Origin of the sequence: Mesorhizobium sp. M3A.F.Ca.ET.080.04.2.1 (assembly GCF_003952525.1) — a bacterium.
Lineage (GTDB): Bacteria > Pseudomonadota > Alphaproteobacteria > Rhizobiales > Rhizobiaceae > Mesorhizobium.
In genome coordinates, this window is the sequence record NZ_CP034451.1 from 281,736 (window position 1) to 298,287 (window position 16,552).

13 protein-coding genes are annotated in these 16,552 nt (G+C 59.9%); 1 reads left to right on the top strand and 12 read right to left on the bottom strand.

Annotated elements, in window-relative coordinates:
• Positions 1–4: 4 nt before the first annotated feature.
• The 3 genes from EJ074_RS01245 to EJ074_RS01255 form a co-directional block, all read right to left on the bottom strand.
• Positions 5–1,609, bottom strand: coding sequence for an NAD(P)/FAD-dependent oxidoreductase (locus EJ074_RS01245; RefSeq protein ID WP_129552654.1), 1,605 nt, complete (start codon positions 1,607–1,609; stop codon positions 5–7).
• Between the two features lie 72 nt (positions 1,610–1,681).
• Positions 1,682–3,784, bottom strand: coding sequence for an acetate--CoA ligase family protein (locus tag EJ074_RS01250; protein WP_165349812.1), 2,103 nt, complete (start codon positions 3,782–3,784; stop codon positions 1,682–1,684).
• A 62-nt stretch (positions 3,785–3,846) separates the two neighbouring features.
• Positions 3,847–4,665, bottom strand: coding sequence for an enoyl-CoA hydratase-related protein (locus EJ074_RS01255; RefSeq protein ID WP_129553971.1), 819 nt, complete (start codon positions 4,663–4,665; stop codon positions 3,847–3,849).
• 139 nt (positions 4,666–4,804) lie between these two features.
• Here EJ074_RS01255 and EJ074_RS01260 point away from each other — a divergent pair, with 139 nt between their 5' ends.
• Positions 4,805–5,716: a LysR substrate-binding domain-containing protein gene (locus EJ074_RS01260; protein WP_129552656.1), complete on the top strand. Its 912-nt coding sequence runs from the start codon at positions 4,805–4,807 to the stop codon at positions 5,714–5,716.
• 37 nt (positions 5,717–5,753) lie between these two features.
• On the opposite strand, the gene EJ074_RS01265 is transcribed toward EJ074_RS01260, so the two are convergent.
• The 9 genes from EJ074_RS01265 to EJ074_RS01305 form a co-directional block, all read right to left on the bottom strand.
• The gene (locus tag EJ074_RS01265; protein WP_129552657.1) at positions 5,754–8,204 is read right to left on the bottom strand and encodes an FAD-dependent oxidoreductase; all 2,451 of its coding nucleotides are present in this window, start codon (positions 8,202–8,204) and stop codon (positions 5,754–5,756) included.
• A 62-nt stretch (positions 8,205–8,266) separates the two neighbouring features.
• A complete protein-coding gene (locus EJ074_RS01270) occupies positions 8,267–9,004 on the bottom strand; it encodes an SDR family oxidoreductase (RefSeq protein ID WP_095806441.1) in 738 nt (245 codons plus the stop codon).
• A complete protein-coding gene (locus EJ074_RS01275; RefSeq protein WP_095806442.1) occupies positions 9,004–9,447 on the bottom strand; it encodes a MaoC/PaaZ C-terminal domain-containing protein in 444 nt (147 codons plus the stop codon). The genes EJ074_RS01270 and EJ074_RS01275 overlap by 1 nt, the downstream gene beginning before the upstream one ends.
• Position 9,448: 1 nt before the next feature.
• Positions 9,449–9,856, bottom strand: a complete 408-nt coding sequence (locus tag EJ074_RS01280; protein WP_165349814.1) for an OB-fold domain-containing protein — start codon at positions 9,854–9,856, stop codon at positions 9,449–9,451.
• On the bottom strand, positions 9,849–11,030 hold the full coding sequence (locus tag EJ074_RS01285; protein WP_129552659.1) for a hypothetical protein: 1,182 nt from the start codon (positions 11,028–11,030) through the stop codon (positions 9,849–9,851). The genes EJ074_RS01280 and EJ074_RS01285 overlap by 8 nt, the downstream gene beginning before the upstream one ends.
• Positions 11,031–11,043: 13 nt before the next feature.
• Positions 11,044–12,729, bottom strand: a complete 1,686-nt coding sequence (locus EJ074_RS01290) for an ABC transporter permease subunit (protein WP_129552660.1) — start codon at positions 12,727–12,729, stop codon at positions 11,044–11,046.
• On the bottom strand, positions 12,726–14,273 hold the full coding sequence (locus EJ074_RS01295; RefSeq protein ID WP_129552661.1) for a carboxyl transferase domain-containing protein: 1,548 nt from the start codon (positions 14,271–14,273) through the stop codon (positions 12,726–12,728). Before EJ074_RS01295 ends, EJ074_RS01290 begins: the two co-directional genes overlap by 4 nt.
• 1 nt (position 14,274) lies before the next feature.
• Entirely contained in the window at positions 14,275–15,849 is a 1,575-nt protein-coding gene (locus EJ074_RS01300) for an AMP-binding protein (protein WP_129552662.1), read from the bottom strand.
• 32 nt (positions 15,850–15,881) lie between these two features.
• Positions 15,882–16,532, bottom strand: a complete 651-nt coding sequence (locus EJ074_RS01305; protein ID WP_095806448.1) for a TetR/AcrR family transcriptional regulator — start codon at positions 16,530–16,532, stop codon at positions 15,882–15,884.
• Between the last annotated feature and the right edge of the window lie 20 nt (positions 16,533–16,552).

Genomic DNA, 16,552 nt, shown 5'->3' on the forward strand with positions numbered 1-16,552 from the left:
GAACTCAGCGCATCCGCCTCCCTTGGTCCCTGAGAATTTCGCGCGCGGCGTTATGGCCCGGGATGCCGGATACTCCGCCGCCGGGGTGGGTGCTCGAGCCACACTGATAGAGCCCGCCGATGGGCGACCTGTAGTCGGAGTAGTGGGCGGCCGGCCGCTTGAAGAAGAGCTGGTCCGGCGCGAGTTCGCCGTGGAAAATGTGGCCCGACGGCAGATTCACCCGGCGGTCGATCTCGTCGGGCGTCAGCACGTCCATGGCGATGACGTCGTTCGAAAATCCGGGCGCGAAGCGGTCTATGGTGGACATCACGTTCTTGACGAGGTTCGGCCTCTCGGCTTCCCAGTTCGAGGACTTCAGGTCACACGCGGCGTGCCCGCCGAATAGGTTGAGGACATGCTTTCCTGGAGGAGCGAGAGTGTCGTCAACCACCGTGGGGGCGACAGGCGTAAGGAACGGCTCCGTGGAATACCAGCCGTCCTTAGCGTCCGTGTACGAGCGGTCGAGGTATTCGACATCGGGCGCGATGTGGACGTATGTGGGGTAGGTGAAGCTCCCGAGCGCCCCATCCGAGATCGCCTTGCCGAGTGCGCGATACTGCGGCAGGCGCTCGCAGGCTATGTTGATCTTGAAGGCGGAGGAGCGCGTACGATAGTTGCGGATGTCGCGCACGAATTCCGACGGCAGTTCCTTCGAGTCCACCAGCTTCAGGAACGTGACGGGCGCCGCGGCATTCGAGACGACAATCTTCGTGCGGTATTCGCGCCCGTTTCGCAGGGCGACGCCGACACTTCTGCCGTTCTCAACGATGATCCGCTCAACGTCGGCTTCGGTCTCAATCTGGAGGCCCTTGGTACGGCCATAGGACGCGATGGATTGGGTGATCGCGCCCATGCCTCCCTTGATGAATCCCCACCCGCCGGCGCCCTCGTGCTCGCCCATGATGTGGTGGATGATCACGTAGGCAGACCCGGGAGTACGCGGGCTGACGAACGTTCCGATCGAGGCGTAGTAGGCCAGGACCGCCCGTATGCGACTGTCATCGAACCATTCCCGAAGGAAATCGTCGGCGCTCATCGTGAGCAGGTCGATGAGGCGATAGAAGCGATCCCCGATCTTCCGGTACTTCCAGGCGAACGAAGCCAGGCTCTTAAGTGACTTGAAGTCGGTTCGCGACGGGTCTGGCGGAACCTCGAACAGAAGCTTGCGCACCACATTGGCCGCTTCGCTGATGTAGCGGTCGAATTCCGGATAGACCTTTGCGTCGTGGCGGTTGAAGCGGCCGAATTGTTCCTGCGTCTTCTTCACGTTGTCGGAGAAGACAATGTAGTCGTGGTCGAGGGGGGAGTACATATCCGAGCAAGGCAGTACCTGGAGCCCGTGCTTAGCGAGCTCGAGGTCGCGGATGATCCTCGGGTGCAGCAGGCTCATCAGGTAAGAGAACGTCGAAGCCCGGTAGCCCGGATGGAATTCCTCGGTCACGGCCGCTCCGCCCACCACGGAGCGCCGCTCCAGGACCTTAACATTCAGCCCGTTGCGGGCCATGTATGAACCGCAGACCAATCCGTTGTGCCCGCCACCGATGATGATCGCGTCGTAAGTTCCTGACATTCAGATCCCGCTAGCTGATTAGCCTTCGATGGGCCCGAGGCATTGCTGTTCCAAGACCGGCCCGTCTTGAGCCTAGTTGTTGACATTGAGTCCCGGGGCTATCCTCGCCATGCTGCCACCAATTGTTGCAGGCACGACGAGTGCGTCGACGGCCAGAACACCCTTCGCCGAGACGATCACCGGATTCACGTCCACTTCTCTCAACCCCTCTGCAAGTGAGGCACACATGGCTGAGAAGCGGGACAATGCCCGCGCGGCCGAGAGCTTGTCGGCAGGCGCGGCGCCCCTGGTTCCATCAAGCAAAGGCGAGACAGGGAGGCGGTCGATGAGTTCGAGTGCGCGGTCTTGACCGAATGGTGCCAGCGCAAACTGCTGTCCGCCGAAATGCTCAACGAGGATGCCGCCGGCGGATATCATCACCAGCGGCCCGAAGTCCGGATCCTGCACACAGCCAAAGGCAAGTTCGACGCCACGCGGGGCCATTGCCTGGATGATGACCCGCGGCCCTATTGAAGCCGCGAGGCGCTCATACGCTTGGGCAAGCTCGTCTCTGTTTCTTACGTTGAGGAGAACACCGCCAACGTCACTCTTATGGTCGACACCCTCAGTGGCCGTTTTCAAGGCAACCGGATAGCCAAGCCGTTCTCCGGCTGCCATGACCCCGTCGAGGTCGTTGTGGACTTCGCTGCCTACCACCGGAATGCCGAAGGCGGATAGCATCGACAATGCCTCGTGCTCTCCCAGCGGCTTGCCGGTCGACAAGCGTTGCCTCCACCCGAGATCCTTGTCACTCAAGACCGTGGTTTCGGATCCGGCAGGCAGGCTACCGCGTTCCGACCAGGCTTGGAGTTTTGTGACGGCATTGAGGGCCCCCCCGATGCCGTTGATGCAGGGGATGCCCCCTTCGATCAATCTTTCGCCAAGCTTGAAGTTGTTCGCCCGACCGAAGCTAGAATAAAAAAAACACGGTTTTCCCGTGCGTTGGGGGAGATCGAGTGCAAGGCGCAGCAGCCGCTCCTCGTATACGTAGTCGTCTCTGAGGTCTGCCTCCAGTCCGATCATGGACACTTCCTCAGCGCCCGACAGGATGTCGATGGCATCTTCAAAAGGTTTGCTGAAGTTTTCAGTCAGGTCCGCCGCACAGTCTAAGGGATTTGAAGGCTCGAGCTGCGAGGGCAGAACCTGTCGCAGGCTTTGAATGGTCCTATCCGTGAATCGCGCCAGCCCCGCCTGCGTTTCTGCCGCCAGATCCATGGCCAGTTCGCGGAGACCGCCGGAGTCCGTGACGAGCGCAGCCCCACCCTTCCCGGGCAATCGACCAGTTGAGCACAGCGAGGCAAGGTTCATCAATTCATCGACGGACTGCACGCAAATTGCGCCTGTCTCTTCCAACACAGCCTCATAGGCAGCCTTCGAGCCAGCCAAAGCTCCGGTATGCGAGCGGGCCATGCGGGCTGCCTCTTCGGATCGGCCTACCTTGCACACGACCACCGGGATCCCACGCTCGCGCGCGCGTCTCAGGCTTGCTCGGAAGCCGCCAGGGTTGCGAGCTGTTTCCATGAACACTGCGATGACTTTAGTGCTGTCCCGGGTCGCAGCGTAATCAATGTATTCATCGACCGTCGCGCCGATTTCCTGGCCAGGAGACACAAGGACGTCGAAACGGTGGCGGGGGTCGTTCATCGCGAGCGTGGTGAAAACCGATCCGGAATGGGCGATCAAGGTGATCCCACCAGGCTTGAGGTGCGCGGCCCCGTAGAAACTGGCAACACAGCCCGAGCCTACGTTGACAAGCCCCATCCCAGCACCGCCGCAGACCGGAATATTGTGCTCCGCCGCAATCCCGCGAAGCCTGGCCAGCAACGACATTCCGTCTGCTGTTTCGCCAAAACAGGCGTCGAAGATGACGGCCGACTTGGCGCCCGCTTCAATGGCGTCGAGCAGACCCAGCTCGAGATGGCGGCCCCCCATGCCGAGCACGGCCAAATCCGGTGCTGCGTCGAGATCGCCGAACCGCCTGTGGCAGGGCCGACCTAAAACAGTGCCATATTTGGGGTTGATGAAGTCGATTTTGCCGGAGAAGGACGTGCTGGTGATTGCCTGGGCCAGGCGACGTCCAAACGATCCAAGGCGGTCGGAAACACCCGCCACCGCAATGGAACGGGCTTCGAACATAGGCGACAGTCTATGGGTTGCGGAACAGGGTGCTTCTGCGGGATTGGCGGCAAACACAATCATCAATGCCCCTTGAACCGAGCTTGACGCTTTTCCGTAAAGGCGATTGCGCCCTCATCGAAGTCTTCCGAAGTCAACATGCGTTCGTAGTGATGCAGGCCGCTCTGCCCAACCCACGCCTGTTTGCTGATCTGATGCGCGGCTTCGGTGGACAGATGTGCCGTGGCGCGCATGAACTGCCTGAGGGCCCGGACGACCAAAGGCGCGCCTGCGGCGATGTTCCTCGCGATCTCCAATGTGTGTCCCAGAATTTGACCCCGGGGAACCACGTCACGAACCATGCCCCAATGCCTGGCCTCCTGCGCAGACATCTTGCGGCCGGTCAGCATAAGATCCATGGCTACGTTGTATGGCACCAAGCGATGCAAGCGCTGCACGGCGCCCCCGTCTGGAAGAAAGCCGCGCTGCATTTCCGGAAGGGAAAAGTACGCCTCTTCGGACGCCACGATGATGTCGGTAGACATTGCCAGCTCGAAGCCACCGCCAACCGCCGCGCCGTTGACCGCAGCGATTACAGGTTTTGTCCGTTCAAAGAATTCGGGCAAGCCGCCTATCCCGCCAGGACCGAGGTCGAACCCCTTATCGGCATCGCGTCCATCGCCGCGCGCGACCGCCTTCAAATCCCAGCCCGCCGAGAAGATGCGCTTCCGGTTTTCACCGCCGATCAGAATGGCCACACGGAGGCCATCATCGTCCTCAAGCAACTTGAAGGCGCGATACAATTCATTGGAGAATTCGGTATCAATCGCGTTCGCGGGCGGCTTATTCATAGTCACCACCATGACGCCGGTTTCGATTTCGATCGTAAGATGGCTAGGCATTACGTGCGCGGCGTCCTTGCGAAAGGTATTAATAGCCTTCATGCGAATGAAAGCTGGCGAATTGCAGTAACCCATAGCGTAGGCCAGTGTGAGGCTTTACGATACGCACATCCCCTTCATGGAACTATGAGAGCAGCTCATGAAGTACTGGCGCCATGTTCCGCCGTTGCGTGTGATGCTGGCCATCGAGGCAACAGCTCGTCTGGAGAGCGTTTCGAAGGCGGCCATCGAGCTCAATGTCACGCAGTCGGCCGTCAGCCATCTCCTGACGCAGGCGGAAGATTTTTTGGCGGTCAGGCTTTTCGACAGGCAAAGCAGGCCGGTGCGGACCACGGCTGAAGGCAAGCGTTATGTGAGTGCACTTGTTGCAGGCCTTGATATCATTCGGCTAGAGGGCGAGGCGCTGCAGCGAGGCCGTAATGCAGACAGCCTGACTGTCTCGTGCAACCTCGCCTATGCGAACTTCTGGCTATTGCCCCGTTTGAAGGAATTCCATGAGATTCACCCTCAGATCACTGTGAACATGGTGACTGCCTATCAGGGCCTGCCCGAGCTATCGGAAAGAATCGATCTTTCAGTCCGGTTCGGCAAGGGCAATTGGGCAGATTGCGACGCCGAACTGCTCCTGTCGGAACTGATCACGCCGGTCGCAAGCCCTGCGTACCTTGCACGCTCACCGACCGTCGAAACGCCGCGTGAGCTGACCAAGCATCTTCTCTTGCATGCAAGGGCCGACGATAAAACCTGGTTCGATTGGGAGCAATGGTTTGACCATTACGGCATCAAAACCAACTCGCTCCCAGGGCCGCACTTTGACAATCATTTGACGATGATGCAGGCCGCCCTTGCCGGCGAAGGCATCGCGCTGGGATGGATCGGGACCGCGACCGAGTTCGTCCGAGCGGGTCAATTGGTCGAGCTTTTTGATGACAAGATCCAGGCCGACGGTGGAATCTATCTGGTCTGGCGGAGAAACATTCCACTTTCCACTGCTGCCAAGACTTTTGCTAAATGGCTACTTGCGATGCGAGACGACGGCGCGAGCAGCTAAGGCCGCTCCTTTGTCGGCCCGGACATACTTTTGCGCGCTACCCACGAACTCTCACATTTTGCGGATCATACCAAGGGCCGAACTGGAGCTCGACCGGGTAACGCTTCATCGCAACCTCGACTTCCCAGCGGCCATTGGCAAGCCAGTCCTTGGTGACGCCCTCGGCATTTCTCACATAGCCAAGACCAAGCGATGCACCGATGCGATGGCCGTAAGCCCCCGATGTCACCGACCCGATGATGGCGCCGTCGCGTACCAGCGGCTCGTTGTGATACAGCATTGGCATGTCTGGTCCGCCGGCAAGTTTGATTTGCACCAGACGGCGCTTGATCGGGCCTTCTGCTCGCTGCTTGACCAACGCGTCGCGGCCAAAGAACCCGCCAGGCTTGTCCAAGGCGACGGCAAAGCCCACGCCGCCATTGTAAGGGGTGTCTTCCTCGCCGATGTCATGCCCCCAATGACGGTAGCCCTTTTCCATTCGCAAGGAATTCAGGGCGAAGAAGCCACCATGTCTCAGACCGAGATCGTGTCCGGCCTCAACGATCCTTTCATATGCATGGGCGGCGAATTCCGCTTCCGGATAGAGTTCATAGCCGAGCTCGCCCACGAAGGTCAGCCGGCTGGCACGCACGCGAGCGTAGCCAAGGTCGATCTCGCGGCTCGTACCGAAAGGAAAGCCGTCGTTGCTGAAATCGTCCGGTGACACGCGCGCCATCAATTCCCTCACCTTTGGGCCCATGATGGCAAGCATTGGAAGGCCGGAGGTAATGTCGACGATGTGAACGCGCGCGTCCTCTGGCAGGTGCCGTTTGAACCAGGCGAGGTCGCGGCGCTGCGAGACAGCCACGGTAACCACGAGGAACGTGTCATGCGCCAGACGTGTCACCGTGACGTCTGCCTCGATACCGCCAATCTCGTTGAGCCACTGCGTGTAGACCACGCGACCGACTTCGACGTCGCAGTCGGCAGCGCAAATCCAGTTCATCGTCTTGAGCGCGTCCGGACCTTCAACTCGGTATTTGACGAAACAGCTATGGTCGAAGACAGTCACGTTTTCGGCGGTGTTGCGGCACTCCGCGCCTACATTGGCAAACCAGCTGGGACGATAGTAGGAGTATTCGATGTTGGCCACTTCCTCGGGCGTGCCGAAGAAGCCAGGCCTTTCCCACCCCGCCGCTTCGGTCATGAAGGCTCCGGCCGCAACCAGGCGATCATGGAATGGCGATCGCCGCACGCCGCGTGCGGATAGGAACTGCCGGTTGGGCCAATGCATGTCGAAGTTGAGGCCGAGGGTTTCGACCGTGCGGTCCTCCAGATATTTCCGGTTGCGTTGGAAGCTCTGGGTGCGGCGCACGTCGACGTCGATCAATTCCACAGGCGGCCTGCCGTCGCGTATCCAGGACGCCAGCGATTTGCCTACGCCGCCGGAGGACAAGATGCCAAGCGAATTGAAGCCAGTGGCGCAGTAAAGGCCGGAGATCTCAGCGGTCTCGCCGAGCAGATAGCGGCCGTCTGCGGTGAAGCTTTCCGGCCCGTTGAAGAAAAGCTGCATGCCCGTGTTCGCCAGAAGAGGCACGCGACTGGCCGCAGCTTCCAGGTGCGGGGCGATATGGTCAATGTCTTCGGGGAGCGCATCGAAGCTGAAATCCTTCGAAATGCCACCCTGCCCCCAAGGTTTTGCCACAGGTTCGAAGAAGCCGACGAGAAGCTTTCCCGCGTCTTCCTTGTAGTAGGTCCACTCGTCGCCCAGAAACATCACAGGAAGATTGCGTGGCAGGTCGGAAATGGCCTCCGTGACCACATAGAAATGCTCAGCGGCGTGGAGCGGCACGGTTACGCCGATCTCGGCTGCCAGGTCGCGCGACCACATGCCGCCACAGATCACGACAGTACGAGCGTCAATCCTGCCTTGCTCGGTCATGACACCGATGGCGCGACCGTTCTCCACAAGGATTCGAGTTACTGGCAGGTTCTCGGCGATACGGACGCCGCCGGTGCGAGCGCCCTTGGCGTAAGCCATCGTTACGTCAGCTGGGTTGACCTGGCCGTCATGAGGGAACCAGAACCCTCCAACTATTCCGTCCAGGTTTACCGGGGCCCATCGCTCCTTGATTTCACCTGGGGTAACAGCCTCAACTGGGAGGCCGAAGTTGCGGCCCATGGAAGCGCCCCTTGCCAATTCCTCGTACCTGGCCGGGGTTGTCGCGATGCGCAGTGACCCGTTCCGCTTAAACCCGGTGGCCTGGCCAGTCTCATCCTCAAGGCTCGTGAAGAGTTCTCCGGTATATTTTGCCAGCTCAGTCATACGCTGCGTGGCGCGAAGTTGGGTGACCAGGCCTGCGGCATGCCAGGTGGTGCCGCATGTCAGTTGACGGCGCTCACACAGCACCACGTCGGTGATGCCAATTTTGGCTAGGTGATAGGCGATCGAACACCCCGCGACCCCACCGCCAACGATCACCACGTCAGCCCTTGAAGGAATATTCATAGTCAATGCCTTTGAGTTGTCGTTGTGCCGCGGCAGTCCACAAGATGTAAATGATGCCGATGTCAGATGATGGAGCCTCCATTGACACCGATGATCTGGCCAGTGACATAGCTTGCATCGTCAGAGAGCAGGAATGCGATGACGGAAGCGATTTCTGATGGATCAGCCTCACGGCGCAGCGGGATGTTTTGCAGCCAGCCTTTTCGTATATCGGCCGGAACCGCTTCAACCATTGCTGTCGACACTGTTCCGGGTGCAACCGCATTTACCCTTACGCGGTGGCGCGCATGCTCAAAGGCAACGGTACGGGTCAGGCCGACAAGCCCAGCTTTCGCGGAAGAATAGTTGGACTGTCCGAACGCTCCCCATCGCGACTCTGACGACAGATTGACAATGGCACCACCCTTGCCGGTCATATGCGGGATCACACTTTGGCAACCCAGCCATGGGCCTCGCAGATTGACATCGATCACGTCGCTCCAGTCTTCGTCTTTCATCTTCAACAGTGAACTGTCACGTGTCATGCCGGCATTGTTGACGAGCCCGTCTATGCAGCCGAACGCACCGACCACGCGCGCGACGCATTCGCTCCAGCTGACACGGCTCGCGACGTCCAGGAACACCGCCAGGGCTCGGCTGCCTGCCGCAGAGATCGCCTCCGCCACTTGCTCCACACCGGCAAAGTTGCGGTCTGCGGCAGCGACAATCATTCCCTCTTCCGCTAGTCGCAGCGCCGTTGCTTTGCCGATCCCTTGGGCCGCGCCTGTAACGATTACGACTTTGTCTTTCAGCCCACGCATCAAGAAGCTCCCCCAATCAGGTACCGATTGTATCCAGACTGCACCGTCTCGCCCTTTTGGTTGGTCACCGTGACGTCGACTTCGACAACGCCTTTCGAAGGGTCCTTCGATGATGGCTTCTTGGCAGCTACGCGGTAGCTCTGTTGAATCCGGTCGCCAGGCAACACGGGCAGAAGCATCCTTCTTTGCGTTTCAAGGAAGGCGAGGATCTTCCAACTGTCCAGCTCGCCGCAGCGCAAGCCCTCCCCGATGGCATGAACCAAAAGCCCGTGCGCAATTCGGGTCGGGTATTGGGTGTTGGAGCGAACCCATTGCTCGTCCATGTGGAGCGGGTTGAAGTCGCCGGTGACGCCGGCGAAGTTGACAATGTCAGCCTCGCATACGGTGCGGCCGGCAGAATGGTACTCGGTACCAATCTCGATCTTATCGAACGTAATTTCCATGCTAGACCTTTGTGAAGCAGGGCATGATCAGCCCGGGATGAATTTCGCGGTAAACAACAGTCAGTTTCATGTCGCAGTGGATTTCATCCTCTGGCACGTCCACGATCCATGACGTCATGCGGGGTCCCTCGGCCAATTCGACAATAGCCAGGGTGAAAGGCGTGTGACTGGCGAACTGGGGATGAACAGATCGCTTCACAATGGTGTAGGAATAAAGGGTGCCGGCGCCCGAGGCCTCGACCCATTCCGGCTGCCGGTCGGGCGCGCCGACGACATGAGCGCGCGGATAATACTGGAGCCGTCCGCTGACCGGGTCGCGCTGCAGCAGGAGTTTGCCGTTCTTGACGGCGTCGAACCACACGGCAGACACCGAATCCTGGACGGGAAGGATCGAATCCATTTCAGTCATTTGCATTCCCCAGGATCAGGGTTGCGGTGGCGGAGAGCCAGCCGCCGGTTCCGTTGACAAGGCAAAGTTCTGGCGAAGGCAATTGCAGCCCGGGACTTTCACCCCGAAGCTGCCTGACAGCTTCAATCACGGCATACATGCCGCGGCGACCAGAATGGTTGGAGGAAAGACCACCGCCATCGGTGTTGATTGGCAGGCGGCCCTCAGGACCGAGCTGGCCGCTGGCGATGAAATCGCCGATCTCGCCACGTTTGACGAAACCCAGGGCTTCCAGAGTCAGTGCGACCGTGATTGTGAAGGAATCGTAGATCTGTGCCACACGAATATCCTGTGGCCCCAACCCGGCGGAAGCGAATGCGCGACGGCCCGAATGTTCGGCTGCTGTCGTTGTCAGATCGGCCATCTGATTCATCTGACCGTGGCTGATTGCTTCACCAAAGCCCAGCACCGCCGGACCGCTTCGCCGGGTATCCCTCGCCCGGTCCGCTGATGTGACAACAATCGCTCCGCCGGAGTCGCTCACCACGCAGCAATCGAGCTTGTGCAAGGGGGTGGAAATCATCGGCGACGACAAGACGTCGTCGACGGTGATCAGGTCACGATACATGGCTTGCGGATTGCGGTTGGCATATGCCCGCATCTGCACCGCAATTTGCGCCAGTTGCTCGGACTTCAAGCCAAACTGATGCATATAGCGGGTCGCGGCGAGCGCATAGGCCGAGATCGTCGAAGCGCCGTAGGGAACTTCATACTGGCCAGGCCCGGTGCGCCCGGTGTTGAAGTCGGTCGCGGGCAGCCGCCATGAGCGACCGGAGGCGGCGTAGCTGATAACAACCACCTTGCACAGCCCCGCCTGGATGGCCGCAACGGCGTTGCCCACATGGCTCAACGTCATCGCCCCCCCTATGTCAGTGCTGCACAACCACGAGGGCCGCAATCCGACATATTCTGCCACCTCAACCGCGCTGAGTTGCCAGCCGGCTTCGGCCGGGAAGGAGGCGGCCGTGGCGAAGCCATCGACATCCGCCAGGCTGAGGCCGGCGTCCGCAAGAGCCCCGGCGATTACTTCGGCGTGGATCTGGAAGGGATGAATGTCGGGTGCCTTGCGCCGTGGCGATTCATACGCGCCGACGATACAGGCGGATCCGCTTGGAAACTTTTCGTGTGCGCTCATTCACAATCCTCTTTCAATTGGCGTTGCGGGCAGCGCGAACGCCGTAGATCAGTGCGCCCACGAGAACTGGTGCCGTAACAATGGCGGCGACTGCAGAGACAGCCGGCGTGATGCCGCTGCGCAGCAGCGAGTAGATCGTCACCGGGAGGGTTTTGTCGAAACCCGTCTGGAACATCGCAATGACGGCCTCGTCCCACGACGTTACAAAAGCGATGATCAGGCAGCCAATGACTGACGGGATGATGTTTGGAACCACGATGGACCAGAAAGCTTTGATGTTGCTTGCTCCCATGGTCCAGGATGCCTGCTCCATCGACAGGTCGACAAAGGACAGAGCATTGGCCATAACCAAGAACGTGAGTGGGACGCAAAGCACCGCATGCGCCAGAACGAGCCCCGCATCGGTTCCTATAAGGCCTAGCCGTCCCTGGACATCGAAGATGCCGATCGCCAGCAGGATCACTGGCACGATGAGCGGCGCGATCGCGACGACCTGAATAAGGCCCTGCCAGAAGCCCGAGCCCAATCTCGAGCCAACGCGTGCAAGGGCGAGCCCTGCCAACGTCGACACGATCGCGGTTGCGATCCCAACGCGCACGCTTTTCATGAAGGCACCGATCCAAATATCGGACGTGACAACTTCCGCGAACCATTTCCACGTGAAGCCTAGAGGTGGAAAGCGGATCTGCGTGGTTTCGGTGAAGGCTGTTGGAATGACAATCAGAAGCGGCGATATCAGGATGATCATCACCATCGCCAGCGCTATCCAGCAAAGCACCGTCGTAGCCGTCATTTTCAGCGGCTCGTCCGCCGCGGCGCCGCGTGTACCGGATTGCACCGGCGTCAGGATGCCTTTGCCGCCAACGCGCAACGCGACCAGATATCCTGCGGCCGATACCAGCAGCAGCACCACGCCCATCGCGGCTGCCTTGCCCCATTGGTAGATCTGAATCTGCTGCTGGATAAAAATCGGTATAGTCAAATTGTGGGGACCGCCCAGGATAGCCGGAGTCAGGAAAAAGCCGAGCGCCAGCACAAAGACCAACAGCGTTCCGCTCAGCAGCGTCGGTCGTATCTGGGGAAAATAGACGTCCAGGAAAACCTGCCGTTCGGCCGCGCCCATCGTGCGGGCCGCCGTCAGGAGCGAGACGTCGATCGAACGCATCGCGGAGACGAGCACCAGGATCAAGTACGGAAGCAGGTAAGCCACCATGCCGGTGATGGTGGCAAAGGTATTATAGAGGAGCGGGAACGGGCCGAGGTCGAACGGGGCAAGCGCTGCATTGATAATGCCTTGCTGTCCCAGGATCGTCGTAAAGGCAAACAGACGCACGATGATGGACACCCAAAAGGGCATCACGATTACAACCATCATGAGCGAAGACATCTGACGCGACAGGCGCGAAATGATATAGCTTGTCGGGAATGAAAGGATGATGGTTATCGCCGTCGCAACGACGGCAAGCATCAGGCTTTCCAGCACCACCTGTCGCAGCAGATCGTCCTTGGCGATCGCCACGTAATTTCCCCAGTAGATACTGTCGAAGGCAGCGCGACCTCGCTGGTTCAAGCTTCGCAACACGATGCTGTAAAGCGGCCAAAACAGCATCAGGGCCAACAGCAATGCCGCAGGTGCCATTAGGGCCATGCGCCCTGCGCGCGTTGCCCAGCGCCCGCTATCGGCAGCAATGATCGTCATGATGCTGGGCCAGCGATCGGACGCGCGTAGAACAACTTAACAAGGCGTGCCAGATGGCCACGGGTTTGACGCGGATCGATCATCTCTTCGGCAGAAAAGTTCTCGATGGCGCGCCAGACAGACGTCTGCGCTTCAAAGCGCTTGGTCAGCTTCTCCTTGAGCGCGGGCCGTTCCTCCGGCGAGACGGCGCTGAGCTCAGCACGGAACGCGGCCTCCACGCCGCCTTCGATTGGCATATCGCCCCAAGCCGCGCTCGGCCAGCACAGGCGCAGGCTCATCGGGTTGGCACTGCCGGTGGCGACGCCGCCAAGGCCGTAAGAGCGTCGTACCTGCACCGTATAGACAGGGACCTTGGCTTTCTGGATCGCACGTAACGCCATTGCGCCGAATTTGAGAACGCCTGCTTCCTCCGCCTTTGGACCGACAAGAAATCCAGGCACGTCGGCAAAGTAGGCTATCGGGATATGGAAACGGTCGCACAAGTCGACAAACTTCATCTGCTTTAGGGAGGACGCCACGTCCAGCGAACCGGCAAGGAAGCGGTTGTCAGATGCAATCAAGCCGACGACATGGCCCTCGATACGACTAAGGCCGGTGCGGACCGATCGACCATAATCGGGCGCGATCTCAAAAAAGCTGTCCGTGTCGGCGATGCACCGCAGCAGCGCCTGGGCATCATAGACCCGACGGGCGCTCGGTGAAACGATCGCCAGGATTTCCTCCTGATCGTTGGCCGACCATTTGGATAACGCGGCAGGACGCTGTCCCACATTGTCGGGAAGATAGGCAAAAACGCGCCGCAGCGTGGCCAGCGCTTCATCTTCATTCGCCACCTGGTTGTCGATGATCCCCGAGGTTCGCACGTGGACGTCAACGCCGCCCAATGCGAACTTGTCGATGTCCAGACCAAGCGCCTGCTTGACGACCGGTGGACCACCGGCAAACAGGCAGCCATTGTCCTTGGCCATGACCGAGAAATGCGACAGATGGGCACGGGCTGCCGAACTGCCTGCGGTAGGGCCAAGGACAGCGGTGAGAACTGGCACGTAGTCCATGAGGTCGAACATCGGATATGTGGACTTTGCCGCCTGCAATTCGGGATAGCCGATTGCTTCCTGCAGGATGACGGAACCGCCAACGCCGTTAATCAACAGGACAAGCGGAATTCGATAACCAAGGGCGAAGTCTTCAATAAATCCGGTCCACCCTCCCTTATATCGCGGCAGATGGACCCCGGTCCCTCCACCCTCGACGCTGTAGTCCTCGGCACCAATGGCGACAGGGCGACCGTCGATCTCGCAAAGGCCGCAAACATAAGTCGACCCCAACAGCGATCCATCCTTCGTGGGGGTGGTTACGAATGTTCCCACCTCCAGGAAAGTGCCCTCGTCAACCAGCTTGAGAATGCGTTCGCGAGCGGTGGAGCGGCCGTTCTTGTGCTCACGCGCAACGCGCTCTGGCCCGCCGGACGCCATTGCGACGACCCGGCGCTTTTCCAATTCCTCCAGCAGAGGCGTCCAGTCTGGATGCGGAGCGCTAGCCATATCAGATCCCCACTTTGTTGTCGGCAAGCATCGCCGCGCAAATGCGGGCGAGTTCGACCTTGTCGACCTTGGTCGTGTTACGAACGGGAAAAGCGTCGAGGAAAAGCAGGTGACGCGGTTTCTTGTACGAGGCGAGCCGCTGCAGGGCGAAAGCGAGGATTTCGTCCTTGCCGGCGCTCGCCCCCTTGCGCAGCATCACGCATGCGCACACGGCTTCGCCGAATTCCGCATCGGGCACGCCGACAACCGCGACGTCCAGGACGGCGGGGTGTTGGCGCACTGCGTTTTCGATTTCAGCCGGGTAGATGTTTTGACCCTTCGAGATGATCAGGTCCTTCGTCCGGCCGACGATGTAGATCCACCCTTCGTCATCCATGCGGGCAAGATCACCAATCTTCAACCACCCATCGCGAACCGTCTCGGCGTCAAGTTGGGGGCTTTCCCAATAGTTCGCCATCACCGACGGGCCCGCGGTCCAGACCTCACCCACCTCGCCAATCGGAACGTCGACGCCATTGGCGTCGAGGAGCCGGATCGACTGGCCCGGCGCGACCCTGCCGACGGAGCCAGGATGTTTTTCGATGTCATCGCCTTCAATGAGCGTTGCCATGCCGGATTCGGTCGAGCCATAGGAGATGGTCAGGCTGACGTGCTGCCAGCGACGACGGACTTCAGCCATCAATGCCGGTGGGCAGTTTTCGCCACCGGTGTACCACCACGACATTGTCGATAGCGGGATGCGCTCTTCGTTATCAGCGGCAATCAATTCGCGGAACATGGACGGAAACATGAGCACATGGGTGACCCGCCAGCGCTCTATGAGATCGGTCAGCCGCCTGGCGCTCCAGCCGCGGCTCGGCATGATCGCCACCGTGCCGCCTACGAAAAACGTAGGGATGGAACTTTCATTCATCGCGGCCGTGTTGAACATCGGCGCATTGAGGAGCATCACGGCGTTGTGGTCGAGGTGGCGGAACTGGGTGACCTGCTGCATGGCGCACCACACGATCGCCTGCGATCGCATGGCAACTCCCTTAGGGCGGCCGGTTGTACCGGAGGTGTAAAGGATCATCTGGACGTCAGTGGCGATTGGCCTGGCAATGGGCGACGTGGTTGTCGCGAACTGCTCGAATACGGCCCCTCCGGCGTCGGCTTTCATTTCCACGATATGAGGTTGCCGACCAAGGGAGGGCAATGCGCCATCGAGCAGGCTCATCAACTCAGGTTCGGTAAAGACGATCCTTGCCTGACAATCGTTCAGGATCGAAGCGATCTCCGGCGATGTGAGTCGAAAGCTCACAGGAACAAAAGTCAGGCCTGCATAGGCGCACGCAAAATAGAGTTCAAACGTCTCGCCCCGGTTGAAGAGCAGCGACGCCACGCGATCACCGGTCTCCAGCCCCATCTCCCGCAGCGCTGAGGCAAGCCGCAGTGCCCGCTGCCTGAGTTGAGCGTATGTCCGTGAGCCATGTTCCCACAAAAGCGCGAGCTTGTCGGGACGCTGCAATGCCTGCGGACCATAATCGCCAAGAATTGACGAGACGCAGCCGAGCGCACTCATGCTGGAGATGACCATAATTTTTTGCTTCCGTGACTGGATGGGCGGCTTTAGCCGGCCGCCCGAACTGCTTCTTGCTCGGCGGGGTCAATCGCGTTCGTGGTCTCCCCGGACGTCGTAAGGCGCCGTATCCAGAACCGTATTGGCGAGTGCTCGCGTAGCCGCGCCATCACGTCCTCATCGAGGAGCCCATGCAGGCTGAGGCCATCGGCCAATCCGACCAGGTCCGTGGCGATTGCCTTGCGGTCGATGTCTTCTGGAAGATCGCCGCGCTCCTGAGCTCGCCGCAAGGCGGTTGCGACAGACTTGCGCCATCCCACCAGATAAGTCTCCACTTCCTGACGCAACCCTTGGTCCGTGATGGCTTCCACGAAGAAGAAGAAGAAGATCCGGCTCAGGGCGAGGCGTCGGCCATCCAGCGGAACGCTGCCTTCCAGGATTTGCTCCAAGGCCTGCAGCCCATCAAGCGTTGCCAGCACGCGCGTGTTGTGCTCCGCCAGAATTTCGGCGGCGCGACGAAGCCCACCTAGCAGCAGATCTTGGCGACCATGAAAATAGTGGCCAATTACGCCCGTCGACCAGCCGGAGCGTTCCGCCACGGCCCGGATTGTGACACCCGTCATCCCGGACTCCGCCACGATGTCCAGCAGGACATCGCAGATCTGGCGGCGCCGTTCTTCGTGGTTCACAATCCGAGGCATGGCGGCAGGATCTCCCGTGG